Here is a 26,855-nt window from a genome sequence, read left to right on the forward strand (position 1 = left end):
GTCAGACCGTCATCCATCATGCGAATGCGATATCGCCGATGACACGTACGCGCACGCGCCGCGCTCCGCCAGGCAAATAGGCAATCGGGATATCCTCTACCTCAAGTGTCTTGAGGCTGGAACGGTCAGCACCTGACGAAACTGCCGCATCCTGTGCCTCGGTTTCCGCCTTTACCAGGGCCTCATCCCGGCTCATGCCCGAGAAGACCTGATCGACTTCTCCGGAAACCTGCGCCATGGCAGCACCAAGCGCGTTGGCGACGCCCGCGTTTTCGACACGCAACACTTCAGAGGCGCCTGGAACATCTTCCGGGATAAGAAACGCACCGCCGCCAACAGCAACGAGCGGGACATCCTCGGCAGAGGTCTTCATCTGGTCGAAACTGTCTGCGACCATGTCGCGGATACGCGAAAGCGTCGACTGAACGAAAGCAGGATCGAGGTCCTTGACCCGGTCCCTATCGCCCATCTCGATCAGACCGGCAGCAACGGCAATGTCTGAAGTCGTCAACGTGTTACCACCGAAGACGCGCGCTTCAGTCAGAATTCGATAACCGACCGAGCGCGGGCCGATCTTGCCCGTTTCGGGGTCTATGATCGTACCGCCGCCAAGCGCGATCGGCAAAAGGTCCGGCATCCGGAACAGGGTTCTGACACCACCGATATGCACGATGTTGTTTGCCTCCCTCGGGAACCCACCGACAAGGCAGCCGATATCGGATGTTGTTCCGCCGACGTCCACCACCATGGCATCCGCGAGACCAGTCAGAAAGGCTGCGCCACGCATCGAGTTCGTCGGGCCGGATGCGAAGCTGTGAACAGGGTTTGCAGCAGCAATATCGGCAAGTGCAACAGTGCCGTCATTCTGCGTGAGGTAGAATGGCGCTGTAACGCCGGCTTCAGACAGGGCATCGGAAAATGCCTGAACGGTCGTCTTGCCGAGTGTCTGCAGGGCCGCGTTGAGAAGCGCCACGTTCTCGCGTTCGAGTAGGCCGATACGGCCCAAGGTGTGAGACAGGGTGATGCGTGCATCCGGGATGACAGACCGGACGATTTCTGCGGCGCGGATCTCGCATTCCGTTGTCAATGGCGAGAAGGTCGCGGAAATGGCGATCGAGGTGATGCCGGCATCGCGGATCTTCATCGCCGCATCTCGGATTTCGCCAGGGACCATCGGCACCAGCGGGCTGCCGTCATATTCATGACCGCCATGCACCATGAAGATCATCGGATCGACGGCGTCGTAGAGATCTTTCGGCCAGTCACACATCGGCGGCAGCGACGCCCCCGTTGGCAGCGCGATGCGAATAGCCGCAACGCGTTCAAGGCGGGCACGTTCAACGACTGCGTTGGTGAAGTGTGTGGTGCCGATCATCACGGCATCGATTAGACGATCCGCCGGGCCAACATAACCCGCAACGTGCCCAAGAGCTGCCTTCACACCCGAGAGAACATCCTGCGTCGTCGGAACCTTGATCGACGCTACGATCTTTTCTCCATCAATCAGAACGGCATCCGTATTGGTGCCGCCAACGTCAATACCGATGCGTTTCATGGGAATACCGATCTGAAATCAATGTCATAACCGAAGGCGCGCGGACCGACGGCGGCGATGCCCGCAGGCGTCGTCAAAAGCTCAGGTGCCGGCAGAGCGACAACCGTCACACGCTGGCCGTAACGAACGGATTCCGTTCCGATGGCACTGCCAGAGATAGTATCGAGCAGGCACAACAAATCCGGTGTCATGCCAACCGGTTCGCCATCGCGAAATGCCACAGCCCATTCATTCTGAAACGCAAGTTCCATGCGCGAGCCTTTGTCGGCGTCGATGCCTTCAATGATCGTATTGCCGCGCAGGAAGCCGCCGGTCGTTTCGCGGGCAACGTCGATCACCTTGCCACGGAACAATTGCTTACCACCTTCGTGGTCGAGAACCGCCTTTACCGGATCGTCATGGCGGGCACGAGCCTCCATCACAGCCCTGCCTAGCGCCGTTGCCTTGGTGACGGTGTAGTGGATGCCCCACTCTTTTACTTCTTTTCCGGTGCGTGGCGCCTTGCATGTTGCCGCCGTCGATCCAACCTCGGTGCAGACCTTGCGCGATAGCCGCTCCATCCATTTCCAGGAAGCAGCGCGGGTTACGATGACCTCGTTATCACGCACGTCAACGAGCGACAGCGGGAACATAGGCAGGTTACCGATGGCAAAAGACGTCATCTGCGCTTCTGGATAGGCACGACCCATTGCATCGGCATTCACCACAGGCCGATCAAGCATGGCGGCAGCGAGGAAAGATGAGAGCGCGTTCGATCCACCGATTTCGACGCTCATGATCGCACGGAAGGGCCGTCCCAGATAATCCTCCATGACCTCGACAGCGCGAGCGAGGTGGGTAGGATCACCCAAACGCTCCTGGCCGACGAGTGGCGCCCCCATCTTGGAGACGACCGCGACCATATCATCATCCTCAAGCGCCATGGGGTCCATGACCTGTACCCGGCGTCCTTCGGCATAGAGACGACGAAGATTGAGGGTCGAGATGTACGGGTTGCCGCCACCTCCCGTACCCAATATCCACGCACCAGTGGCTAGAGGTTCGATATCGTCTTCGGAAAATTCCTGGAACATGCGTCACCCTGAAGCGTCGCGCATCCAAGGGATGCGACAGCGACGCCCTATCCTTTTTCAGATTGCGCACCGCATTCAGGCGCGTGCGCAGGAACGTTTGGGGGTTGGCCCCGCCCGATCGGCGAGACCAAGTGTCGTCAAAGGGAAAGCGATCAGTTCGCCTTGCAGTCCCAATGGAAGTTGGAGAAATTCAGATCCCAGCTCTGCATCGGAATAAACTCGTAGCCCTGAAGGCACTTGTTGGCACCGTAACGACGGTTCGGGGAAACCGCCCATACATCCGGCTGAAGATCGGCAATCTTGGTCTGCAATTCCTTGTAGGTCGCATTCTGCTCGGAAACGTCGGTTGTCGAGCGGACCTTATCGATCAAACCGTCGACCTCTGCGTTCTGCAGCCATTCCATGGACATCCACGTACCCGATGCCTTTGAATGATACTGGTTGTAGAACATCGCATCCGGCGACGGATAGGTCGGCGAAATGTTCACCTGTGTCGAGGCAGGCGTGGTTTCCGGCTTAGAGGAGAGTTCCACGATGCGGTTCCACGGCTCCGGCTTGATGTCGAGCGTAATACCGATCTGCTCCAGGCTGGATTGCAGCAACAGGGCCACTTCCGCCTCAAAGGCAAGCGACGCGACGTAGCTGTTGACGAGCGTGATCTTCTGCCCGGCATATTTCGACTTCGCGAGTTCTTCCTTGGCTTTTTCAAGGTCGTAAACGCCCGGCTGAATGTCGCCGTTATGTGCATCCTTGAATGCTGTAGAAAGCGGGCCCTGCATGTCGAAGCCGGGATAGATTACTTCCTGGATCGTCTTGTAGTCCGTCGCATAGGCAATTGCGCGGCGAACGTGGACGTCGTCAGTTGGGTAGACCTTGGTGTTGAGCTTGATGACAAAGCCGCCGGATGTGCGGGTCTGGATCAGCTTGTAACCATCCATCTTGCCAATGGACTCGTAAGTGTCGTTGCCAAGGCCGTGGGACGTAAGGCCGAGTTCACCCTTTTCAGCCAACGCTTTAACCGTCGCATCGTCGCTTGTCTGCACAAACCGGACTTCATCGATCGGTTTGCCCTTGTTCCAGCCAAGGAAGTAATCCGGGTTACGGTCGATCACCATGTCGGCGGAGCGATTGTAGCTGACCAGCTTGTAAGGGCCGGAGCCGGCAGAGTGTTCACCGACATACGCCTCGCCCCACTTGTCGTCAGGCTTTGCGTTGGCTTCGATCAACGTTTTGTTCAGTGCCATCATCAGTGGAGTCGCTGCCATGAACGGCGAGAACTGGCGCTCGATCTTCATGACAACGGTCTTTTCGTCCGGAGCAGTCACGTTTTCGGGTTTCAGCACGCCGACGATAAGGTTCGACGGTCCCTTATTAATGCCAACCAGACGCTGAACGGACCAGACGATATCCGATGCCTTGACCGCGGTACCGTCCTGGAACTTCGCATCGTCGCGCAGGTGGAACGTATAGGTCAGGCCGTCTTCAGAGATGTCCCAGGACTTGGCCAGATGCGGAACGATCTCACCCTTGGGATTAACTGTCGTCAGGCCGTCATACATGTTCACGATGGCCATGTAACCGGTGTAATCCGTTACCTTGGCCGGGTCGAGAGAGCTGAAGATCTGCATGGTGTTGACCGCAATCGACACCTTGTCTTCCGCTGCCTTGGCAGAGAAAGCCATGGGCAAAGCAAGCGCCGTACCGAGCGCAAGCACGGCAAGACGGGAATGAAGGGCAGGCACTTTCATTTTAGTTCTCCTCTTTATGCGGGATCATCCCGCTTATGATCAGGCAGCCTTCCGCGTCAGCGCGGGCAATGGCGAAAAAGCGATTTCCGGGTAGCCAAAAGCAGCAGGCCCCACGACGTCGAGTGCACGTGCAGTCCGCAAGAGGTCGTGGCAGGGAATGGCAACGACAGCCACGCGCTGGCCGTAGCGCAGAACTTCTGTCGTGATCGGATAGCCGGTATCAACATCGAGCAACACGATGAGATCGGGCACCGTTACTTCAACCTTGCCATCGCGGCTGAACAGCAGGAACTCGTTCTGGATGGCAACGCCTGCGGTCTGGCCGGCACAGTCATCGAAACCTGAGAGTTCGATATCGCCAACCGCAAAGCCGCCGCGCAGATGACGTTTCAGATCAGTGATCTTGCCGTTGAAGATGCGGCGGCCACCTTCCAGCGCGCAGATGGCTGCAATCGGGTCCTGCTGTTCTTTCCGGGCACGGATCACCGCCTCACCGAGTGCAATCGCCTTGGTGTAGGTTTTCGGGATACCGTACTGGTGCACGTAATGCGCCTGCATTGGCGCGGTCGCCAACATTGCGCCACCGCCCTGCGCCACGACGCAAGCACGCGCCATACGCTCGTGCCACACTTCGGAAACAGCGTGGCTGAAGATAACGGCGTTGCCGTGCAGATCACACATGACAGACGGCGTGGAACTGTGGCCGTAGATCGAGAAGGTGGTCATCTGCATTTCAGGGAAAGCGCGCCCCATGCCGTCGCAATCGAGGATTGGCAACCCGCCGAGTGCCGCCGTTACCAGCGGGTTCATCGAGTTGGACCCCCCAATTTCCTCACAGACGATCGCATCGATCGGCGTGCGGATCAGCTCTTCCATGGCGCGCAGGCAACGCAGCCCTTCGCGACCTTCGCGAATGCGCTCGACGCCTACTACCGGCGCGCCAATGCCTCCGATAGACATGCAGAGCGCGTCCGGCTCGATGGCATCTGTTGCGAGGATTTTCATCTCGTAACCGGCCTTCATCGCCTCAAGCGCCAGCAGCTTGCCCTGGTACGGATTACCGCCACCGCCAGTACCGAGAATACCAGCACCGATTTCCAGCGCATCCAGATCCTCGACCGTCAGCGTACGCAATGCCGCCTCGTCATATTTGAGCTTGTGCGTCTCAGCCATGATAGGCTCCCATTTCTCCAACGACTTTCACATGAATACGGGTGGCATTGCCCGGTAGGTAAGCGAGCGGCATATCCTCGCGCTCGATCACCTCAAGCGTTTCTGCAGAAGCCCCTGCAGCGATAGCCTTTTCACGGGCTTCCGCTTCCGCCTCGGCGAGTGCACTCTCACGTGTACGACCATCGATCAGCGAGAAGACGCGATCTGTTTCACCGCTGATCTGGGCAATGGCTGCACCGACAGCGTTGGCAACGGCAAAGTTTTCCGGACGGATAACCTCGAGCTCACCGATGCGATCAGGCATCAGGATCGATCCCCCACCAACAGCAATAACCGGCACCGGTGAGGAGGAAATGCGGCTCCGCTCGACGCAGGATTCCAGCATGGCATTCATCTTGGAAACAGCGGCTTCGACCAGAGACGTATCGAGACCCGAAACGAGCGCCTTGTCACCCACGTCAGCCTTGCCGGAGGCGACCGCAATGTCCGTGGCCGTCAGTGTCGAGCCACCAAAGCAGAGAGCGTCTTTGCGAACGCGGTAACCGACCGATTTCGGGCCAACGGTCAGTCCGTGATCGCCATTGACGACAAGCGAACCGCCGCCGAGGCCGATCGAAAATACATCCGGCATACGGAAGTTTGTACGAACACCGCCGATATCGACGGTTGTCGAAGCCTGCCGCGGGAAGCCGTGAGCGAGAGACCCGACGTCTGATGTCGTACCGCCGACATCCACCACAACCGCGTCTTTGAGGCCCGTCAGGAAGGCTGCACCGCGCATGGAGTTTGTCGGGCCGGACGCAAAGGTCAAGACCGGGAATGCCCGGACAACGTCTGCCGCCATCAGCGTGCCGTCGTTCTGGGTAATGTAAAACGGGCATGTGATGCCAGCTGCCTTCAGCGCCTTGCCGAAGGCTTCGACCGTGCGATCGGCAAGCGACAGCAGGCTGGCGTTCATGATCGCCGCGCTTTCGCGTGCCAGGAGACCGTGGCGACCGATATCCTTGGACATCACCACAGGCAGGCCCGGGCAACGCTCTTGCAGAATTTCCTTGGTGCGCAGTTCCATCGCGTCATTGATGCCGCTGAACACGCAGGTTACGGCGGCAGCCTTGAGGCCCTTGGCGCGAATGTCGGATGCAATGCGGATAATGGCGTCTTCATCGAGGGGCGCAATTTCGCGCCCGTCGAACTCATAACCGCCCTTCACCTGATAGCCGTGATTACCGACGATTTCTTTGAGATCATCAGGCCAATCCACCATCGGAGGCAAACCCGCTCCAGACGGCAGACCGAGGCGGACAGCCGCCACCTGGTCCATGTGGCGGCGCTCGATCACCGCATTGGTGAAATGGGTCGTGCCGATCATCACGGCACCAATCGCAGTCCGGTCTATACCGGACGCTTCGATAACTTTTTCCAGGGCCTCGATGACACCCGTGGTCACATCTTCCGTCGTGGATGCTTTCACCCCCGCCAGAACGGTTTTTTCCTGTAGCACGACAGCATCAGTATTCGTGCCGCCGACGTCAATTCCAACGCGATACACGTCAGGCTCCTCTTTCATCAATCGGTCGATTTCACAAGGAAGCGCATGCGCTCTTCCTCTGTCACAGTGGGCTTCAGACGCTCCTCCTCATCCGTCACGACGGGGATCGCGGCAATCAGCGCACGGGTATAGGGGTGCTCCGGGCTGGCGAAGACCTCGGGGGTTGCGCCCTCCTCCACAATTTCGCCACGCAGCATGATGGCAATGCGCGAACAGAAATTCCGCATCAGCGAAAGATCATGGGAGATCATCATGTATGTGAGCCCGAGTTCCTCGCGAAGCTGCAAAAGCAGGTCGATGACCGTCTTCTGCACGGACACATCAAGTGCCGCAGTCGGTTCGTCGAGGATCAGAATTTTCGGCTCGGCAGCGAGAGCACGGGCAATTGCAACACGCTGCTTCTGCCCGCCTGAAAGCTCGTGCGGATATTTTCCGAGATAGGATTTTGGCAGGCGCACGAGTTCCATCAGTTGCGCCATGCGGGCGTCCCGTCCGGTCGCATCCATACCGATGGATTTCAGCGGCAGCGTCAGTGTCTGCTTAACGGTGCGCTTCGGATTGAGCGAGGTGCCGGGGTTCTGGTAGACGATCTGCGTCAAGCGTTTGCCGCGGCCAGGATCCGGCGCATCAATCACGAGACTGCCCGAGGATGGGCGAGACAAGCCCATGACCATGCGTGCCACAGATGTCTTGCCTGAACCGGACTCTCCCGCCAGGCCGAAAATCTCGCCTTCGCGCAGCGTCAAGGTGACGTCGCGCACGGCATGGTAACCGTTGCGACGGCCATAAATCTTGTTGAGCTTGTCAATGGTCACGATGGGAGCGCGCGTGCTTTGCGGCACCTCTGCAACACGCGGGCCATAAAGTGGCGGCACGGCATCAAGCAGCGAACGTGTGTAGTCGCGGCTCGGTTCGCGCAGGATGTCCGCGCATGGTCCGGTTTCCACGATATCGCCGTGATGCATGACGACCACGCGGTCGGCAACCTTGCGGACCACACCAAGATTGTGGGTGATCATCAGCAGCGCCATGTTTTCTTCGGCAACAAGCTGATTGATGAGATTGAGGATCTCATCCTGCGTTGTGACGTCGAGCGCGGTACCAGGTTCGTCGGCAATCAGCAGCTTCGGCTGATGCAGCAGAGCCAGACCGATCAGGACACGTTGCCGCATGCCGCCGGAGAGTTCGGACGGATAGGCATTCATCACGCGCTCGGTATCGCCGAGCTGCACACGCCGCAGGACGGCTGCGATACGTTTGCGGCGTTCGGCCTTGTTGGAGGAGATCCCATCACGCCGATCGGAAAACCGCATGACATCATCGAGATGCGTGCCGATCTTGAAGACCGGATTGAACGAGGAAAGCGGGTCCTGCATGATGAGCGAGAAGGCTGTACCCTTCAGCGCTTCACGCTCGGAGCGGGGCATGGCCAGGATTTCGCGTCCTTCGATGACAATCGACCCGGAGGTGATGGCGGCATTTTTCGGCAAGGTGCCGATGATTGCCTTCGCAGTAACAGACTTGCCCGATCCGGTTTCCCCGATCAGCGCCACGCGCTCGCCGGCGGCAACCGTGAAGCCGACATTGCGCAGCACCTGCCGTGTACGGCCATAATTCGTAAAGGTAACGTTGAGGTCTTCGACCTTGAGAAGCGGTTCAGTCATTGCTCAGCTTTCCACGTCGAACATATCGCGCAGGCCATCGCCCAGGAGGTTGAAACCGAGCGTCACGTAAAGAACGGCAGCACCCGGGCAGAGAACTTCCCACCAGAAGTCCGGCATGAACTGGCGCCCGTCGGCGACCATCGAGCCCAGATCCGGGATCGGTGGCTTGACGCCAAAACCGAGGAAGCTCAGCGTCGCACCGAACAGAATGACGAAGGCTGCATCCAGCGTCGTCTTGACGGAGATGACCGATACGCAATTGGGGAGGATTTCACGAAAGAGGATGTGCATCGGTCCGGCACCGGCAAGGCGGGCGGCTTCGATATAGTCTTCGGAGGCGATGGATTTGGAGACGGAGTAGATCAGACGTGCGTGCCAGGTCCACCAAAGAAGCGTGATGGCAATCATGGCATTCATCAGCGTTGGCTCGAGCAGGTTCGATACGGCAAGCGCCATGACGAGCGGCGGCATCGCCAGCATCACATTGGTCAGGCCGCTGATGAGTTTTTCGACCCAGCCACCGAAATAGCCGGCAACGAGACCGAGAACTGTACCGACCGGGACCGAGATGCCAAGCACCCCGATGACCAGTAAAAGCGAGATACGCAGCCCGAAAATTGTACGCGAGAAGATGTCGCGTCCGGCTTTATCTGTGCCGAACCAGTGGTCGAGATCCGGCGGCATGTGACGCGCACGAAAATCGACGACGGCACCGATATGTTTCGGATAAGGTGTCAGCCAAGGTGCGAACACCGCCAGAATGACAACTGATAGAAGGATCAGCGAGCCGATCACCGCAGCCGGATTACGGCTGAAGCGGTACCACATCATGTAACCGGTGCTGAGATCGCGGTCCGATTTGTCGAGAATATTGATATCGGCCATCAACGGGCCTCCTTGCGACGCAGGCGCGGGTCGATGATCGAAATCAAGACATCCACGATCAGGTTGGCAACGATGAAGAACAGCCCGGCCACCAGAACGACGGCGGTTACGGCATTGAGGTCTTTCTGAAGGATCGCGTTCAGGCCGTAGGACGCAAAGCCACCCCATGCAAAGACCATCTCGATCACGAACGCATTGCCAATCAACGATGCGAATTCGAGCCCCATGATGGTCAGCGGCGCGATGGAGGAGAGCTTCAGCAGATAGCGGAAGATGATGACACGCTCAGGCACACCGAAGCTCTGCAAGGTCAAGACATGGTCCTTGCGCTGATTTTCGATCATCGAAGAGCGAGTGATGCGCGTGATCTGACCGATCCCTGCCATAGAAAGGGCGAAAGCTGGCAACGCAAGATGCTGGAATGCGTTCAGCATAACATCGAAACGGCCAGCCAGCAGGCTATCGAGCAGAATGAAGCCCGTCGGGCCACCTTGCCAGCCAAGCGAGTGGTCGATGCGACCGATGATCGGCCATCCCGAAAGGAAACGGGCTGCAAGCAATTGCAGCGTGATCGCGAACAGGAAGCTTGGAATGGTCACACCGGTTAGCGAAAGGATGCGGCCGATGTGGTCCAACGACCGATCACGATAATGGGCAGTGATAACGCCGAGCGGGATCGCGACCGCGAACATGAAAATAACGGACACAAGCACCAGTTCCACGGTCGCCGGGACGGTTTGTGCAAGATCGGTCGTTACGGGACGCTGGGATACGAGCGAGAAGCCGAGGTCGCCATGGAGGGCGTTCTTGACGTAGTCGACGTACTGCACGGCGAGTGGCTTATCGAGACCCATCTGGCCTCTCAGTGCGTCAACTTGCTCCTGCGTTGCCGCGGGGCCAAGCGCCATGCGGGCCGGGTCGCCAGGCACCACGCGGGCCAGCACGAAAATCATGATGGACAGGGCGACCATGACCAGCACGAACGTGCCAAGCCGGTTCAAAATCGCGACCAACGGATGTTGCTGCATCGGCGGGAAGTTCCTTGTGCATCAGTTGTCTGACCGCAACTTTTCACCGCTTCCAATTTCGAACAATCTCAAATCAGTATAGTTTTTTGAAGAAATGGTATAGGTTTTGGTTGCTGTGCAACAGGACCACTCATGACGCAGCTACTTCCCCGCCCTCACCTCTGCGACCGCATCATTGGCGAGAGGTCGGGCATCATTTTCTTGCGCGCGCCGGCAGGAGCGGGAAAAAGCGTTTTGCTGGATTTGCTGGCAATGCGCTTGGGGAAAGCCGTGTGCCGAACGCAACAGCCGCGCATGGTTGACGCGACTGGTGGATGGTTGCTGTGGGATGTGCCAACCCATGTCCGTGCAGCGCGGCTTTCCGCCAATATCCTGGATGCGGCGCAACATGTGGTCATAGCCTGTCGCCCGGATCAACGCATCAGCGGTCTTGCACGGCAGATCCTGCATCGAGGTTCGGCCAGCATTACCGCTCAAGATCTGGCATTCACCCAGGCGGAACTAATGGCCCTTCCAGCCGATGAGGCCCAAACAGCGTTTGATGCCTACGCCGGCTGGCCGGCATTTTTGCCTCTTTCGTCGACGCCTGACGAGCAATTATGCGCTGACTATCTGCGCGAGAATTACCTTCCACATCTGTCACCATCTCAGACAGTCGCGCTTTCTCTCTGGCTTGATAGCCCCCAGACCGAGCCGGACAAGGAGTGGGCCGAACTGCTACCACCGTTCCTGACCCGCAATCCGAGAGATCACCAACCGCTGATGCGGCTTTTGACCATGGCAGTTCAGGAGCGCCTTGCAGCACTTGAAGCAGGAAGTGCTGTGATGGAGATTGGAGCCGCGCTCGAAAAGGAGGGGCACTCGCTTTCTGCAATGGCGATGTTGCTCGGGCACGGCTACGAAACGCAAGCCGCGCAGATTCTGGAACGTGCTCACGGGCGCGAACTGATCTACCGGAGCAGTGTGACCACCTTCCGCGACATAATCATGCAGTTTTCACAAGAGATGATCGCCGCCAACGAGACGGTGCTGTTTGCCGTAACACGCGCTTTGCTCAAACAGGGTGAGCTGCAGCGTGTGCGGCATTTGCTCGGCAAGAACCTGGGGTCCGATTTTCTTGACCCGCTCAAGGTGTTGACGCGCGGTTCGCGTTTTTCATTTGCGGCGCGAACCTTCCGCCTCAACCTGATGATTGCAGAAGACTTTACACCCAACGACGCGATCATCCAGCGTCTCGGTGAGTTCATGGCCGACTATCCCATGGACGATCACGGCAAATGGGCGGCCTATTACAATGCGCTGCTTGAGTTTGAAATTCGTCGTCGCAATTTCCGGGAGGCTGAAGCGGCGGCTGCACGTGCCCTGATCTACCTCAACAAAATGGGCGGACAGCCTCTTCTGGAGTTCTTCATCCATCTTCACCAGATCGTTCTCAGGCTGATGAGTGGTGATGTCCTTCTGGCTCGAAGGGCAGCGCAGGATGCCCGACAAAAGCTGGAGCAGGTCCCACATGATGCTGTGCAGGAATTCAGAATGCTGCGTCTCGCGGAAGCCTGCCTTGCCTATGAGACAGGGCGACCGCGCGATCTCCTGGCCTTCGTGCAACAGGAATTCGAGCACTTCGCGGCTGCAGAAATCTGGCCGAGCCTGATGCAGTTTGCACTCCAGTACGCGTCACAGGTTCTGATCGACCACTTCCCCATGACGGTCCGTCCCGGCTTCCTCGACGGATTGTGGATCCATCTTTCCGAGGGGCTACAATTCCACGCTATGATGGAGATCCGTACGGCAATCGCATATCAGAATGCCAATCGCTGGTCAGAAGCCGCTGCCACCCTGGCAGCAATTCGCATGCCGATGGGACGCAACTGGGTGGAAAGCGCCACAGACGATCTGTCGCGTCTGACGCGACGCGACGAGATCTCATACGTCATGGCCTGGTTACGTGATGCCGTACGACTATGGACGCCACGCCCTTATCTTTCGCGCCAGATAGAAGCCCTGCTGGCCAATCCGAATGTGACGAACCGCGAAAGGGTGGCCTTGCAAATCTGGCAAGGTTACGCGGCGCACCAGCGGCGGGACAATGCCGCCGCCCGTGGTCACCTGTTGTCTGCTCTCGAAGCTTCGACCAGGCTTGGCTGCAATGGCGTACTATCAGAAGAGAGGCTTTTCCTGTCACCACTTTTGAACAACCGGCGTATCCGCAGTTTCATCGAAACATCCTCAGATGTCAGAACTGCACTTGCGATCTTTGCCTCAGCAGTCAATTCGCCGCAGGCGCGCGCCCTGCACGGTGGGCTTTCTCAGCGGGAAGCGCAGATGCTGCAATTGCTGGCGAGTGGCATGCCGAACAAGAAGATCGCCCAGACGCTTAATATTTCCGAGGTGACGGTCAAATTTCACCTCGGAAACCTTTTTCGCAAACTTGGATGCAGCAAACGCGCCGAAGCCATTCGCGGCGCCAAGGCGCTCGGCTGGCTCTAGAGCCGAAGCGCTTATTCGTAGATCGCACCATCCACGATAACCATCGGCCGGCCCTGCGAACAGGGTTCGATGCGGGCGTCGATGCGATAGATATCGCGCAGCATCTCCGATGTTATGACGTCTTCTGTCGTACCGCTGACCACCATTTCACCTCTTGAGATGACCATGGTGTTTTCGCAATAGCGGAGTGCGTGGTTGAGGTCGTGCAGCGCAATGAGGACGATCATACCAGTCTTGCGGGCAAGTTCCTGCACGAAGCTAAGAACTTCAATCTGCCGGTGAAGATCGAGTGCGGATGTCGGCTCATCCATCAGCAGGACCTCGGGCTTGCGCGCCAAAGCCTGCGCCAGAGAAACGAGCTGTCGCTGACCACCGGAAAGTTCGCCAAGACCACGGAACGCCAGATTTTCAATTTTCAGCGCCTTGAGAATGGCGTCGATCTCAAACAACTCTTCATCGTTGACCCGCCAGCCACCACCCTGCTTCGCCGAAAGAAGAATGGATTCATAGACCGTCAAGACAGCATTCGCGCCGGTATCCTGGGGCATATAGCAAATGCCGCGGCTGCCTCTGGCCGTATCTGACAGTTCAACGAGACCCGGACCGGAAATAAGGCTCGCAATCCGTTTGAAAAGCGTCGACTTGCCCGCCGCATTCGGACCGATCACAGCAGTAACGCTTCCGCTCTGCAATGTATCGATACCAACTTTGGAAAGAACGACAACACGGCCGTAAGCGGCGCCGACGTCCTTGAGTGCCAAGGCTACCATGCGCGCCTCCTGTTGGAGAAGATGAGAATGAAGAAGAAAGGAACACCGACAAGCGCCGTAATCACACCGATCGGCAAAATAGCGCCGGGGATCAACATCTTGCTCACGACAGACGTGACCGACAGCAAGAGCGCACCGCAGATCACCGAACCTGGCAGGAAGAAGCGCTGGTCTTCACCAACCACCATGCGGGCAATGTGCGGACCGACGAGGCCAACGAAACCGATCGTACCGACGAACGAAACGGGAATTGCGGCGAGCAGGCTGACCGTCAGCATGGTTTGCAGACGCAGACGCCGGACATTTACGCCCATGCTAGCGGCCTTGTCATCACCAAGACGTAGCGCAGTCAGCGCCCAGGCGTTTTTCATGAACATCGGCACCGTGACGAGCAGAATGGCGCCGGTCACAAATACCTTGCTCCATGTGGCCTTCGTCAGGCTCCCCATCGTCCAGAACACAACGGCTGCCAACGCCTGTTCGGAGGCTAGATATTCGAGCAAAGAGAGTGCGGCATTGAAGGTAAAGACCAATGCGATACCCAGGAGAACGATGGTCTCAACGGTGACGCCGCGCATTGTCGAGGCAAAATGAATGAACATTGCTGCCAGCATCGCCATCAGGAACGCATTGATTGGGACCATATACTCGACGGCACCGGGAAAAATCGCGATCCCGCCAACCAGTGCCAGGGCTGCGCCGAAACTCGCAGCAGCCGAAATGCCGAGCGTAAAAGGGCTTGCAAGCGGGTTGGAAAGGATCGTCTGCATCTGCGCGCCGGCAACCGAGAGCGATGCGCCAACAGTCACCGCCATCAGGGCAATCGGCATACGGATGTCCCAGATCACGACGCGGAGCTGGTTGGTGACAGCCGCCGGATCGAAGATCGCGCCAACAACTTCAGAAAGTGTGTAACGCGCCGGTCCAAGCGCCATATCGGTTGCCAAACTGAGGCAGAGTGCGACCACAAGACCGATGAGGATCAATATTCTGCGTGCGGCTAGAGCGCGATACTGATCGCGCCCTGTCGTCTTCACGTCGGTTTCACCAATGGAAGCCATTTAGTTCGAACCTTTTTCGAGTGAAACGAAATAACCCGGCTTGTAGGTCACGGGTAGAAACGTCTTGTGGAACTCCTCGAAATTCTTCTCCGGGTCAAGGTCAGCAAACAGCTCGGGGTGAAACCACTTCGCAAATTGCTGGATCGGGAAAAACTCGTATGGCGCACCATAGAACTGGTGCCATGCAGCGTGGACATTGCCTTCCCTGACCGCCTTCAGCGTCGGGAACGGTGTGCGTGTCATCAGATTTTTAAGACGTTCACGAGCAAGGGTCATATCGGCACCGCGTCCAACCGGGACGAACTGGTTGATATCGGATTCCGCCGCCCAGTTGGAGCCTGTAACAATAACATGGTCCGGATCGGCCACGACGAGTTGCTCCGGATTGAGATCACCAAAGGTCGTCTTGATAACGTCGGCGCCAATATTGTGGCCGCCTGCCTGGTCCACCATCGCCCCAAAATTGACCGGCCCAAAGGTTCGGCAGCAGTTGTTTTCGCCGGAAATACCTGGCGAACGCTCGATAAACACGTTTGGACGCTTGAGGTCCTTCACCGCGGCAAGCCTGTCAGTCACGAGTGCGATCTGGGCGCGGCGATAGGCAATGAAATCTTCCGCACGCTGCTCAGCGCCGAAGATCTGGCCGAGAATACGGATCGAGTTTTCACTGTTCTTGTCGGGATTGATACGGAAATCGAGATAGACGACCTTGATGCCTGCAGCACCAGCCTTGTCCTCGAAGCCACTTTCCTTGGCGCTTTTTTCCGCTTCCAGATTGAGCGTGATGATGTCGGGAGAAAGCGCGATAGCCGTCTCGAGGCTGAAATCACCCTGCGGCACATAACCGAAACGCGGCAGCTTTTCGATCTGCGGGAAGCGCTCCACATACGCCTTGTAACTGTCCGGGTCCTTGGTCAGCAGGTCATCGCGCCAGCCGACGATCGTGTCGAATGTCTTTTCGACGCGCAGTGCTGCGATCACGTGAATTTGCCGCGCCTCGCCGACAATGACCCGCTTGGCGGGCAGATCAAGTTCAACCGTGCGGCCTGCCGCATCGGTGATCTGCGCTGAAAGAGCCGGTGTCGCAATCATCGCCAGAAATGCGAGAGCGATATGTTTGACCAGGTTGAGCCGCATGGGCGGGGTCCTTTCGTTCTTCAAACAAAGATGGCGAAGCCGTGTTTTACGGCTTCGCCTGTTCCGCCAGCGCCCCCCATGCGCCGCCAGTCCTGTGCTGTTACTTTTCGTCCTTCAGAGAGACGAAGTAACCAGGCTTGTAGTCGAGTGGCAGGAAACGCGCGTGCAGTTCCTTGAATGTTGCTTCCGGGTCGAGATCCGCGAAGAGCTCCGGATGCAGCCACTTCGCCATCTCCTGAATGGCGACGAACTGATACGGATTGTTGTAGAACTGGTGCCAGATAGCATGGACATTGCCGTCCTGAACCGCCTTGACGCCTGTGAACGCAGGGCGCTTCGTAAGGTCTTCGAGCTTGCGGCGCGCTTCCTTCAGATCTGCACCATAACCGACGCCAACCCACTTGCCGCCAGGAACATAGGCGTCCCACTTGCCACCGGTGACGATGATCTGGTCCGGGTTGGAGGCGATAACCTGCTCCGGGTTGACCGTGCCGAACGTGCCGGGAATGATGTCCTTGGCCATGTTGATGCCACCGGCGATCTCGACCATCTTGCCAAAGTTCTCGTTACCGAACGACATGCAGCAATCGTCCGAATAACCGCCTGCACGTTCGACGAAGACCACCGGCTTCTTCGGATTTTCCTTTTCAAGAACGTCCGTGACACGCTTGATGCTGTCAGAACGGAACTTGATGAAGTCTTCAGCAAGTTCTTCCTTGCCCATCAGCTTGCCCATGACGCGCATGCTCGGCTCGGTGTTTTCCATCGGCTTCTCACGGAAGTCGACATAGACCAGCGGGATGCCGACCTTGCCGAGCTTCTCGATATAACCGGCTTCTTCCGTTGCGGTCTTCGCATCGATGTTCATCAGGATGACGTCGGGCTTCAGCGCAACAGCCTGTTCGATGTCGAACGTGCCGTCCTTCATACCGCCAAACGTTGGCAGCTTGGCAATATCGGGGTATTTCGCCAGATAGGCGTCATAGGTTTCCGGATCGGCCTTCGGCAGGTCGTCACGCCAGCCGACCACGTGCTTGAAAGGGTTTTCCTTGTCGAGTGCGGCCAGGAAGTAAATCTGGCGCCCCTCCCCGAGGATGACGTTCGAAACGGGGACATTGACCTCCACGTCACGACCCGTCACATCCTTGAGGGTGATCTTTTCGGCGAATGCCGGCCAGACAGCGGAAACAAGAAGGCCAAAAGTAAGCGCAGCAAATTTACCTGGGACGCGCATCGGATTATCTCTCCAGTGATGACTGTGCGGGCCTCTATTCTTTTATGACTGCCGTAGTCAACATTTATGTTTTAGAGCGGTTCTCAACTACCGACACGAAAGCCAGAAAAATGCACGAACTAGCCGAGCACGGACGAAACGACAGTCTTCGAGACGAAATAAAGGCCTATTGGTCGGGACGGGCTGCGACCTTTGACCTGTCCCCCGGCCACGAAATATTTTCCGACATCGAACGGGAGGCCTGGCACGCCCTGGTTCTGAAGCATCTTGGGCCGGGAGATGGCCGTGCAGCGCTTGATCTGGCGAGCGGCACGGGCGTCATTTCACATCTGATGGATGATCTCGGCTACCGCGTTACAGGCATGGACTGGTCTGAGGACATGCTGCAACTCGCACGGGCCAAGGCGAAGACACGTGGCCGAAATATCCGTTTCTTCGTCGGCGACGCCGAGAGAACCATGGAACCGGATGAAAGTGCTGACGTGATTATCACCCGGCATCTGGTCTGGACGCTTGTCGATCCGAAGGCAAGTTTTGAGGAGTGGTTCCGTGTTCTCAAACCTGGTGGACGCCTGCTCATCATCGACGGGGATTTCGTCAATACAGGTTTGCGAGAGCGCCTCGTCAAAAAGCTGGCCGCAATCCTTGAACGGACAGGCTTCATCAAAGCCGATCAGCCACACAGGCCGGCAGACAGCGCCAATACCTTCAACAGCATTCTTTCTCGTGTCTACTTTGCGAAGGGCGCTCGGGCCCCTGATGTCGCCGCCCTGCTTCGTGGCACCGGTTTCATGCCTGTCACCATCGACCAGGACCTGCGTGCGATCCACCGCGCACAGGCCAAGAACTTCACCTTCTTCAAAAGCGTTTTACGCGGCCTGCAACATCGCTACGCAGTTGTGGCCGTTAAACCCGATACCAGCCTGAAAGCCTGATGCTTTCGTCCCCGAGCCATCAGCCGTTCGCAGTCGTGTCGCAGCCCTTTACGCTTTGCGGCACGACAGAATGAAGCGACGATAGACATAGGTTCGCAATCTATTGCGCAGATCTGCCGTCTTTCGTTGGGCCGCGGCGATCGGAGCATGCGACGCCGTCTGGACGTCGACGAAACCCGCGCCCTCAATGAAAGGTTGCAGCTTTTCAACACTCAGACCGTCTCCGAACGGCAGTCGCGCCATGATATTCTGGTGGCGATCACTCAACGCGCCGTCATAATGGTGATCCTTACCAAGCATCCGATCAATCATGCCGATCGCAAATAGTGCGAGACGCCCAAACGGCGCGGGTTTCGCCCAATCACCGTCAAAAATCAGAAGTTTACCGCCCGATCTCAAAACGCGATGCCAGTCAGAGAATGCACGTTCCGCATCCGTCAGCGTCCAGACTAGGTGCCGGCAGACAACTGCATCATAGTCGCCGTCCGGCTCCATCGTATTCTCCGCATCGGCGAGAATGAAGCGCGCTTTGGGATTACCGGCGTGTTTGCACTTTGCAACTGCGAGCATATGCTCTGAAAAGTCGAGCGCCGTTACCTCATGTCCAAGTGACAGCAAGACATTCGTCACCTCCCCGGTTCCGCAGGCAAGTTCAAGCACCCGCAGCGGTTTCGTACCGAGATGCTGCCTGGCAGCCTCTGCCCACGCATCCAGTTCGGGTCCCGGGGGTATGCGATGTCCAAAGGCCAGATCGAAGGTCTTTGAACGCTCTGACCAGTAGTCGCGAATGTCTTCCTTCAGGCCGTGGTTGATGCCGAATGCTTCGCTCAATTTCCCACCTCACCCGCACGTTGGAAGAGTGCATCCATCCGAGGCTTGGCCCGCCCCGGCACATCGATCGTCTTGTAGCTTTCGGGCAAGGACGCCTCGCCGACCTTGATGAGCATGACCATTCCCATCCCGTAATGCGGTGAGCATTTGATCCCGTAGAAGCCCTGGGTCTCGAACGTCGTTACGAATTCGTCGTTGATCTTGCTCTTGCACCCTTCAACGCCATCTGGAACCATGCCGTCAATCGTCGCGGCATTGTGGCTTTTATGCGTGGGAACAAAGCGTACAACGTCGCCCGGTGAAATTTCCAGGAAATCGGGCTCGAAGACCATGGAGCCCTTTTCGCCGCGATTGAGCATCTTGACCTCAAAGGTTTCCGCCATCGCCTGCATCGAGAGCCCGACTGTAAGGCAAAGCCCGAGCGTGATTGCCCTGATCATATTATTGATACCCTTTTCGGTGAATTTTCCTGCCTGTGCGCAGGCAAAAAGCGAATGTGGCAGAAGCCGCTCTCGTCTGTCGTGACCACAGCCTCGACACCAAAAACTGCGCCAATGCGCGCGGCGGTAAGAACCTCGTGCGGCGATCCAATGGCGACAATCTGGCCCTTATCCATGACGGCAATCCGGTCGCAAAACATCGCCGCATGATTGAGGTCGTGAAGAGCCGCGACCACCGTCAACCCCTGCTTGCGCACGAGATCGAGGAGGCCAATCTGATGACCGATATCGAGATGGTTGGTCGGCTCGTCCAGGAGCAGTATCCGGGATTCCTGCGCCAATGCGCGCGCAATGTGCAATCGCTGGCGCTCGCCGCCTGACAGATGGTGCCAGCTCCGTTCGGCCTTATCAGACATATCGACGTCCGAGAGTGCCGTATCGACGATGGCATCATCCTTTTGCGACCAGCCGGAAAGCGGCCCGAGATAGGGTGTCCGGCCGAGTTCAACGGCCTGCCGTGCGGAAATTCGTTCCGTAGTTTCAGCCTGCTGCTCGACAAGTGCCAGTTTTCGGGCAAGTTCGCGGCGACCGAAAGATAAAAGCGGACGGCCTTCCACCATTACGTTGCCACGACGCGGACGGCGTATTCCCGCCAACATCGACAGGAGCGTGCTCTTGCCGGACCCGTTCGGGCCGATGATCCCAAAAAACTCGCCGGAACGCACATCAAATGATGCTCCGCGTACGATCTCGAGACTTCCGGCGCTCCAGTGCAAATCGTTCGCTGAAATGTTCATCGCCCGACCCTCTTCTGTCCAAGAAGGAACGCGAAGGCAGGCGCGCCAAACAGCGCCGTGATAACCCCGATCGGCAAAACCTGTCCGGGAATAACGATACGGGACAGAATGTCGGCGACGATCATGAAGACCGCACCCGTCAACGCCGTCACAGGCAGGAGAATGGCGTGGCGAACTCCGACCAACATGCGCGCGGCGTGCGGAATGACCAACCCGATAAAGCCGATTGAACCGACCAGCGACACCATCACTGCCGTCATCGTGGCCGAAACGCAGATCAATACTGCATAGACACCGCGGACAGGAACACCGAGAGATGCGGCTGCATTCGCGCCGAAGGAAAATGCATCGAGTGCTCGCGCATGCCACAAGCAGACGGCAAGCCCAACCAGGCAGACCGGGAGCGCCAACCAGACATCAGGCCAGCGAACACCGGAAAGGTTTCCAAGCAGCCAGAACATGATGCCGCGCGCCTGTTCGGCGTTTGCGGATTTTGTCACGACGAATGAGGTAAGCGCATTAAAGAGCTGCGAGCCCGCGACACCAGCCAGGATGATGGCGCTATTGCCATGTCCCGCCCGAATTGCGAGCAGGCTGACGAGCGTGAAAGCAATGAAAGCGCCGATCAATGCACCGACAGGCATCGTCAGCATCCCAGCCCCGAAACCGAGCAGGGCGACGGCGACAGCCCCGGTCGATGCACCCGCGGAAATGCCTAGGATGTAAGGATCTGCAAGGGGATTACGCAGGAGTGATTGCAACACGGCCCCTGCTAGAGCAAGCGAGGCACCGCAACAGGCAGCCACCACGGCCCTGCTTAATCTGTAACTCCAGACGATCCCCTCATCGAGCGGTTCGAGTGGATAACCCGCATGGAAAACCCGATTGGCTATGGTTTTGACAACGACATCGAAGGGGATCGACGTCTCACCGATGGCCGCACCTGCAACAAGCGCGGCAATCAGTAGAACAAGTGCGGCAACGGCCGCACTCACTCTGGTTGGATTGAGAAAACCCGGCCTCACTTGGCGAGGCCGGATGCGGCAATCGCATCAGCCAGCGTCTCGATTCCTTCGATCGTCCGGATCGTCGGGTTCATGGCCTGCGCATCCATGTCGAATATGTGGCCTTCCTTGACTGCGGGCATGATGCTTGCAACGGGATCGCTGGCAAGGAATTCGCGTTTCACAACGACATCATCTGCGGGGAAGCGACGGCGGTCCATCTTTCCGGCCACGATGATGGTCGGATTGGCCTTGGCCACGGTTTCCCAACCGACGGTCGGCCATTCCTCATCGCTTTCGATGACGTTTTTAATGCCAAGTGCAGACATGATGTAACCCGGTGCACCCTTGCGACCGGCGACATAGGGATCGATATCGAGTTCGGCGCTGGAGAACCAGAAGACGGCAGAAAGCTTTCCTTCAGCCGACGCGAGCTTGGCGCGCGCCGCTTCCTCACGCGTTTTGAGGTCATTGACGATTTCTTCGCCGCGATCCTGAACGTTGAAGATCTTCGCGAGATCGCGAACCTCCTGATAGATCAGATCCATCGTGAAAACTTCGTTTCGCACGCCGTCACCACCACCCGAATTGTCCTTGCCCATGCAGTCGGCAGGAGAGGTGTAGACCGGAATGCCCAGTTCCTCGAATTGCTCGGGGGTCGCAACGACACCTTCTGGGCCTATCTGCCACTGAAATTGTGTCGTCACCAGATCCGGCTTTTTGCCGATCACTGCTTCAAAGCTTGGATCGTTATCGGCCAATCGCTCAATCTTGGCATTGGCGTCCTCGTAGCCTGTCAGGACCGGGCCGATCCACAGAGCCGTACCGGCGACTTTCTCGGAAAGTCCGAGCAGGTAAAGAACTTCCGTTGTACTCTGACCTACGGATACGGTGCGTGTCGGAGCCTGCTTGAAAGTGATCTCGCGACCGCAATTGTTGATTGTCAGCGGATAGGTGGTTTCGGCGGCATGTACCGGCTGCGCGAGGGGAAAAACAGCAACGGCAGATGCAAACAAGGCCGCGCCAAAGGACAAAGGTTTAAATTCGAACATGCGTTCTCCAGTCAGTGTGTTTGCGTCGGGTGATGGGAAAAATCGCAAAACGTCAAAGCGCATTGCGACAAACGTCCGACATTCCTGGAAATGGAGAACAAGACACGGAACACATGTCCGCGCATGAAGGTATCATAACCTGCTCCTCTTCCGGGCATCCCCGCCCGTAATGATGGTCGTTGTTCTGACGGCAGGTCTCCTGGCTCACGAATATCTATCGTCCACCTACCTTCCCGCATCTCTTCAAGATGCAGTGGCATGACGCCTCAAGCGCCACGAGGATGGACGGTAATCCGCTTACAGTTGCGGGGGCAGCCATGGCATTGAACCGTCAAGCAGATCCGCACCATGTTCCCTATTAATCCCCTCACCCTTTGGGTTCGAGGAACCGTCGTCCGTTGACATACGCAGCAACGCCCTGTGCGTCAATGCCTTGCCAGCATCCAGATGCTCCGATGAATTGCGTTTCTCTTCTTGGGGGAGAATGGAAAGAAATGTCTTGGCGTCGTGGAGCCTCGAAAATCCGAGCCGACGCCTGCACTTTCAGCGCGAAAAGCCCGATAAACAGGCTTGCAGAGGAATTCGCTAAAAACTACTTAGTAAGTTGAAAACAATCGATCCGGCATTTCAGAGTAAGCCGGTTGCACCCGGGCGGAACAATGCTGACGAAAAAAGGCAAATACGGACTGAAGGCTCTCGTTGATCTGGCACGCCTTCCGCCTGGTGAGACGGCCTTCGTGACCGAGATTGCAACGCGCAACAATATTCCAAAGAAATTCCTCGATACGATCCTTCTGGAATTGCGAAATACCGGCATTCTGCGTTCAAAAAAGGGTCCGAACGGCGGTTATTCGCTGTCGAAAATGCCAAACGAGATCATGATCGGACAGGTCATCCGGACGCTTGATGGCCCCTTGGCACCCATCCGTTGCGCCAGCCGCACCGCTTTCGAAGCATGCGATGACTGTGACGATCCGGATAACTGTCAGGTAAGGTTGTCGATGACAGACGTTCGAGACGCCATCGCAACCATCCTCGACAATATGACACTGGCCCAGTTCGTGGAAAAGGACGCCGCAAGCGCTCAATCCATCCCAGCCGGCAAATAAACGGCGTAACAGCCTACCGACTGAGCAGGTCACTACCGAGAACAGCGACCGGATGAATTGTGCTGTCTGTCACGGCGCTTCTCATTCTGGTCATCAATATCTCGAGAGCGGCGGCGCTATGCCGGACGGATTGAACAGTAACATGCTCAGCCCCGACCTGTGCCGCATCGATGATTGCTGCGACACGCGCGATTTGCGCCTTCAACAACTCGGTCCCAAGATAGGCCTCGCCGACTTCAAGCGCTGTGACACCTTCATTTGTCGGGCTGCGTTCAATCAGATCGGATAGGATGCACTGCGTCTGTCCAAGCAGAATTGCCGCGCGCAGCAGGGTTGCGACCGAAATCGGAAGGTTTTCTGCGCCTAAGGTGAGCGGCAACACGTCATCGACGCGCAGGTCCGTCTCCACGGCAGCGGATCGCCGGTTTTTCACCACGACGAGCACGGGCTGGCGAAGATAATTGAGCGCGGGCATGACGATCCAGTCGACATCGGAACGAACAGACGTCAGCCGCGCATCGGAAACCCAAAATGACAAGTCGTCCCCGAGCAGTACCGGGTGCTCCGGATCTGGAGAATCTGCAACCAGAAAAAATGTCTCTCCAAAACCTGCCCGGGCAAAGAGCGCTCTACGTTGATCTTCACTCCCGGCGTTGCGAACAAACTCCAGAGCTTTGAAGTGATCAGCAAGGCGCCGCGCAACATCAGCATCCGCTTCTGCGATAATCGTTACAACCTGCGCCAGAATATCGTTTGTCACGTCCGCACCACCGAGATCGCTTGGAACAGATAGCGAAAGCAGTCCCGAATGCGACATCGCCTCGTGGACCCGGTCAGCCGTCTCCAGGCCGCATCTACGGGCAATTGCGCGCGCTGCGGTCAGGATATCGTCGTCAGCGAAAAGTTGTGGCGGAACGGAGCGTATCTTCTCATTGAACTGCGTAACAGAACCCATGCCCAACTCCCTCAAAAGCTTCAAACACAGATAGCGGGATACTCATCTCGCGCGCAGCTTCACCAGGGCTTAGCCCAGCGCGTGATAGCGACCATTCTGGTAGACAAGCGAGCCACCATTGCCGATCCGGATTGCTTCCACCTTGCCGATGACGATGACATGGCTGTGCCGTTCGATGGCCTCTTCCACCGTGCAATCGATGGCCGCGACGGCGTCTTCCAATATCGGTGCCCCGCTGGCGAGCCTGGTCCACTCCGCGCCGCGATAACGCTCAACGCCCTTCAGGCCACCGATGCCGGCAAACTGGTTTGCAACGAACTGGTGGTGCTCGCCGATAATATTGATGGCAAGGTGGCCAAAGCGTTGCACAATCGGCCAGGTCGAGGAAGACCGGTTCAGGGCGACGAGCATTCTTGGAGGATCGACAGACAAGGCAGTGGCCGAGGTCACCGTTGCGCCAGTGCGCAACTCACCCTCACCTGCCGTCACGAGACTGACACCGCCGCCAAGCGCTCTGAGCGCAACCTTCAGACTATCGGCATCGGCGACACGGTCCGAAACGCTCCCCTTTGCAGCCCTGAACTGTTCATCATTTGCGGCAAATTGCACTGTCATGGAAAGCTCCCGAAATCATTTGCATTGTCTAAACAGTTAGCGGGCCGGGCGATTTCTACACAGGCATTCTTTTTCATATTTGATATATTATATGGAATTAATGTTTTAATTGCTGACAACGTGCGGCGTCCCTGCGACGCGAAGCAATCTCAGCGCAGCCAATCGATCATGATCCAGATGCAAGCTTGATGTTGCCGCCATGACCTCCGCCACCGAAGGCCTGTCTGGCGCCAAAGGATGAGCGGATTTGATTTCGCGGCGCGCCGAGACCAATTTCGGGGAACAGCAGTTCCGAAACGCGGTACGCTTCCTCTAGATGCGGATACCCGGAGGCAATCACAGTGTCGATGCCGAGATCCTGATATTCCCGCAAGCGGGCAGCGACGGTTTTGGGTGAACCGACCAAAGCCGTTCCGGCGCCTGACCGAACAAGTCCTATACCTGCCCATAAATTTGGAGAGACTTCCAGACTGTCGCGTCGGCCGTTGTGCAAAGCCTGCATGCGCGCCTGGCCAACGGAATCGGATGCCTTGGAAAAGACCTCCTGCGCAGCGGCGATCGTTTCATCGGAAAGCTTTGAAATCAGCCTGTCCGCATCCGCCCACGCTTCTTCGTCGGTCTCTCGCACAATGAAGTGCAGCCGAATTCCGAACGTCACTTCGCGCCCCTGTTTTGCAGCGGCAGCGCGCACCTTGGCGATCTTTTCGCCAACCTGTGTCGGCGGTTCGCCCCAAGTGAGATATTTGTCGGTGATGCCTGCAGAAAACTCGATCCCCGCGTCCGACGACCCACCGAAATAAATTGGCGGACGCTCCTGAACGGGCGGCAAGCCCAGTCTTGCGTCATGTGCCTTGATGTATTTTCCGTCGAGATTGGCTTTGCCGGTTTCAATCAGCGAATTGAAAACTTCGAAAAATTCTCCAGCATGATCGTAGCGCTCGTCATGCGGCAAGAAGATACCGTCACCCGCCAGTTCCTGCGAACTTCCGCCCACAACAATGTTGAGCAACAAACGCCCGCGAGAGACGCGATCGAGCGTGGATGCCATACGCGCATAATAGGCTGGTGAAGCGACACCCGGCCTTATGGCAACGAGAAACTTCAGTTTTTCCGTATGGGCAGCGAGATTGGCCGCGAGAATGAACGATTCCTCACAGGCAACGCCTGTTGGAATGAGTACGCCAGAATAACCGAGACGATCGGCAGCCTGGGCAATTTCCTTGAAATAGTCGGGATCAGCAGGGCGTGAGAGGTCGTCCGAGCCAAGATAACTCCCGTCACCCGAGGAAGGTATGAACCAAAGAAAATCGAGCGGCTTATCTGTCTTGCTCATTGAGAAACCTCTGCAGTTTGCCCGGCTGGGCTTCCTAGACCGAGTTAAAAGGGTAGCCATTTCTCCGAGGCAATTAAGAAATTTTGTTCCAATTTGCGATCAGGAGAGAGAGTTTCTCTCTACGCAAGGATGTAATCACGTCGAACGCGGCACGACGGGTGCGAAGCCGATCCCGCCTGTCCCACCCTGTTTGACTAGAGCACCGGGTGGAAGCCGAACGTCGCAAATGCGATTTCGGAGATCTCTTTCCTCTCCAGCTCCAGATCGGTTTTCTCCGGCTCCTTTTCCAAGTCTCCGGTGACTGGCACGTCAAAATCCGGCGATGGCCTCGAAGGAGCGTTACGGGTCGAGCCAATGAAATCGAACGCAAATGATTGCAGTGCTTGCAGCATGGTCAGCCTCCAGCAACGAGATCGTCAT

At 57.3% G+C, this 26,855-nt stretch carries 24 protein-coding genes and 1 riboswitch; of the genes, 3 read left to right on the forward strand and 21 right to left on the reverse strand.

Annotated elements, in window-relative coordinates; all coding sequences use genetic code 11:
- Positions 1-16: 16 nt before the first annotated feature.
- From FY156_18445 to FY156_18480, 8 genes are all read right to left on the reverse strand, one after another.
- Positions 17-1,555: a hydantoinase/oxoprolinase family protein gene (locus FY156_18445; GenBank protein ID UXS03538.1), complete on the reverse strand. Its 1,539-nt coding sequence runs from the start codon at positions 1,553-1,555 to the stop codon at positions 17-19.
- Positions 1,552-2,628, reverse strand: coding sequence for a DUF917 domain-containing protein (locus FY156_18450; GenBank protein ID UXS03539.1), 1,077 nt, complete (start codon positions 2,626-2,628; stop codon positions 1,552-1,554). Before FY156_18450 ends, FY156_18445 begins: the two co-directional genes overlap by 4 nt.
- A gap of 152 nt (positions 2,629-2,780) precedes the next feature.
- Complete coding sequence (locus tag FY156_18455; GenBank protein ID UXS03540.1) at positions 2,781-4,376, reverse strand: ABC transporter substrate-binding protein; 1,596 nt, start codon at positions 4,374-4,376, stop codon at positions 2,781-2,783.
- A 39-nt stretch (positions 4,377-4,415) separates the two neighbouring features.
- Positions 4,416-5,549, reverse strand: a complete 1,134-nt coding sequence (locus FY156_18460) for a DUF917 domain-containing protein (protein ID UXS03541.1) — start codon at positions 5,547-5,549, stop codon at positions 4,416-4,418.
- Entirely contained in the window at positions 5,542-7,098 is a 1,557-nt protein-coding gene (locus tag FY156_18465; GenBank protein ID UXS03542.1) for a hydantoinase/oxoprolinase family protein, read from the reverse strand. Before FY156_18465 ends, FY156_18460 begins: the two co-directional genes overlap by 8 nt.
- A gap of 17 nt (positions 7,099-7,115) precedes the next feature.
- Positions 7,116-8,762, reverse strand: a complete 1,647-nt coding sequence (locus FY156_18470; protein UXS03543.1) for an ABC transporter ATP-binding protein — start codon at positions 8,760-8,762, stop codon at positions 7,116-7,118.
- A 3-nt stretch (positions 8,763-8,765) separates the two neighbouring features.
- The gene (locus FY156_18475; protein UXS03544.1) at positions 8,766-9,647 is read right to left on the reverse strand and encodes an ABC transporter permease; all 882 of its coding nucleotides are present in this window, start codon (positions 9,645-9,647) and stop codon (positions 8,766-8,768) included.
- The gene (locus tag FY156_18480; GenBank protein UXS03545.1) at positions 9,647-10,675 is read right to left on the reverse strand and encodes an ABC transporter permease; all 1,029 of its coding nucleotides are present in this window, start codon (positions 10,673-10,675) and stop codon (positions 9,647-9,649) included. The genes FY156_18475 and FY156_18480 overlap by 1 nt, the downstream gene beginning before the upstream one ends.
- A gap of 132 nt (positions 10,676-10,807) precedes the next feature.
- Between FY156_18480 and FY156_18485 the strand changes: the two genes are divergently transcribed.
- Positions 10,808-13,162: a helix-turn-helix transcriptional regulator gene (locus FY156_18485; GenBank protein ID UXS03546.1), complete on the forward strand. Its 2,355-nt coding sequence runs from the start codon at positions 10,808-10,810 to the stop codon at positions 13,160-13,162.
- Positions 13,163-13,173: 11 nt separating this feature from the next.
- Here the strand turns inward: FY156_18485 and FY156_18490 are convergent, their stop codons facing one another.
- The 4 genes from FY156_18490 to FY156_18505 form a co-directional block, all read right to left on the reverse strand.
- Positions 13,174-13,932 (reverse strand): ABC transporter ATP-binding protein, encoded by a 759-nt coding sequence (locus FY156_18490; protein ID UXS03547.1) that lies wholly within the window; start codon positions 13,930-13,932, stop codon positions 13,174-13,176.
- Positions 13,926-14,993, reverse strand: a complete 1,068-nt coding sequence (locus tag FY156_18495; protein ID UXS03548.1) for an iron ABC transporter permease — start codon at positions 14,991-14,993, stop codon at positions 13,926-13,928. Before FY156_18495 ends, FY156_18490 begins: the two co-directional genes overlap by 7 nt.
- Positions 14,994-16,130: an ABC transporter substrate-binding protein gene (locus tag FY156_18500; GenBank protein UXS03549.1), complete on the reverse strand. Its 1,137-nt coding sequence runs from the start codon at positions 16,128-16,130 to the stop codon at positions 14,994-14,996. It abuts the gene before it with no gap.
- Between the two features lie 100 nt (positions 16,131-16,230).
- Positions 16,231-17,364 carry an ABC transporter substrate-binding protein gene (locus FY156_18505; protein UXS03550.1) on the reverse strand — a complete coding sequence of 378 codons (1,134 nt, stop codon included), beginning with the start codon at positions 17,362-17,364 and terminating at the stop codon, positions 16,231-16,233.
- A 110-nt stretch (positions 17,365-17,474) separates the two neighbouring features.
- Here FY156_18505 and FY156_18510 point away from each other — a divergent pair, with 110 nt between their 5' ends.
- Positions 17,475-18,299, forward strand: coding sequence for a class I SAM-dependent methyltransferase (locus FY156_18510; protein ID UXS03551.1), 825 nt, complete (start codon positions 17,475-17,477; stop codon positions 18,297-18,299).
- A gap of 48 nt (positions 18,300-18,347) precedes the next feature.
- Here the strand turns inward: FY156_18510 and FY156_18515 are convergent, their stop codons facing one another.
- The 5 genes from FY156_18515 to FY156_18535 are packed head-to-tail and all read right to left on the reverse strand — an operon-like array spanning position 18,348 to position 22,423.
- Positions 18,348-19,130: a methyltransferase domain-containing protein gene (locus FY156_18515; GenBank protein ID UXS03552.1), complete on the reverse strand. Its 783-nt coding sequence runs from the start codon at positions 19,128-19,130 to the stop codon at positions 18,348-18,350.
- Positions 19,127-19,570, reverse strand: coding sequence for a pseudoazurin (locus FY156_18520; protein UXS03553.1), 444 nt, complete (start codon positions 19,568-19,570; stop codon positions 19,127-19,129). Before FY156_18520 ends, FY156_18515 begins: the two co-directional genes overlap by 4 nt.
- On the reverse strand, positions 19,567-20,367 hold the full coding sequence (locus FY156_18525) for an ABC transporter ATP-binding protein (GenBank protein ID UXS03554.1): 801 nt from the start codon (positions 20,365-20,367) through the stop codon (positions 19,567-19,569). Before FY156_18525 ends, FY156_18520 begins: the two co-directional genes overlap by 4 nt.
- The gene (locus tag FY156_18530) at positions 20,364-21,362 is read right to left on the reverse strand and encodes an iron ABC transporter permease (GenBank protein UXS03555.1); all 999 of its coding nucleotides are present in this window, start codon (positions 21,360-21,362) and stop codon (positions 20,364-20,366) included. The genes FY156_18525 and FY156_18530 overlap by 4 nt, the downstream gene beginning before the upstream one ends.
- Positions 21,363-21,388: 26 nt before the next feature.
- Positions 21,389-22,423 carry an ABC transporter substrate-binding protein gene (locus FY156_18535; protein ID UXS03556.1) on the reverse strand — a complete coding sequence of 345 codons (1,035 nt, stop codon included), beginning with the start codon at positions 22,421-22,423 and terminating at the stop codon, positions 21,389-21,391.
- A 171-nt stretch (positions 22,424-22,594) separates the two neighbouring features.
- A riboswitch (cobalamin riboswitch) is annotated at positions 22,595-22,831 on the reverse strand.
- Positions 22,832-23,082: 251 nt separating this feature from the next.
- On the opposite strand from FY156_18535, the gene FY156_18540 reads away from it, so the two are divergent.
- The gene (locus tag FY156_18540; GenBank protein UXS03557.1) at positions 23,083-23,532 is read left to right on the forward strand and encodes an Rrf2 family transcriptional regulator; all 450 of its coding nucleotides are present in this window, start codon (positions 23,083-23,085) and stop codon (positions 23,530-23,532) included.
- Positions 23,533-23,545: 13 nt separating this feature from the next.
- On the opposite strand, the gene FY156_18545 is transcribed toward FY156_18540, so the two are convergent.
- From FY156_18545 to FY156_18560, 4 genes are all read right to left on the reverse strand, one after another.
- Positions 23,546-24,487: an acyl-CoA dehydrogenase gene (locus FY156_18545; protein UXS03558.1), complete on the reverse strand. Its 942-nt coding sequence runs from the start codon at positions 24,485-24,487 to the stop codon at positions 23,546-23,548.
- Between the two features lie 69 nt (positions 24,488-24,556).
- On the reverse strand, positions 24,557-25,102 hold the full coding sequence (locus FY156_18550) for a flavin reductase (protein UXS03559.1): 546 nt from the start codon (positions 25,100-25,102) through the stop codon (positions 24,557-24,559).
- A 166-nt stretch (positions 25,103-25,268) separates the two neighbouring features.
- Positions 25,269-26,435 carry an FMNH2-dependent alkanesulfonate monooxygenase gene (gene ssuD / locus FY156_18555; GenBank protein UXS03560.1) on the reverse strand — a complete coding sequence of 389 codons (1,167 nt, stop codon included), beginning with the start codon at positions 26,433-26,435 and terminating at the stop codon, positions 25,269-25,271.
- 194 nt (positions 26,436-26,629) lie between these two features.
- Entirely contained in the window at positions 26,630-26,827 is a 198-nt protein-coding gene (locus FY156_18560) for a hypothetical protein (GenBank protein UXS03561.1), read from the reverse strand.
- Positions 26,828-26,855 lie beyond the last annotated feature (28 nt).

The organism is Agrobacterium tumefaciens, assembly GCA_025559845.1.
Taxonomy (GTDB): Bacteria; Pseudomonadota; Alphaproteobacteria; order Rhizobiales; family Rhizobiaceae; genus Agrobacterium.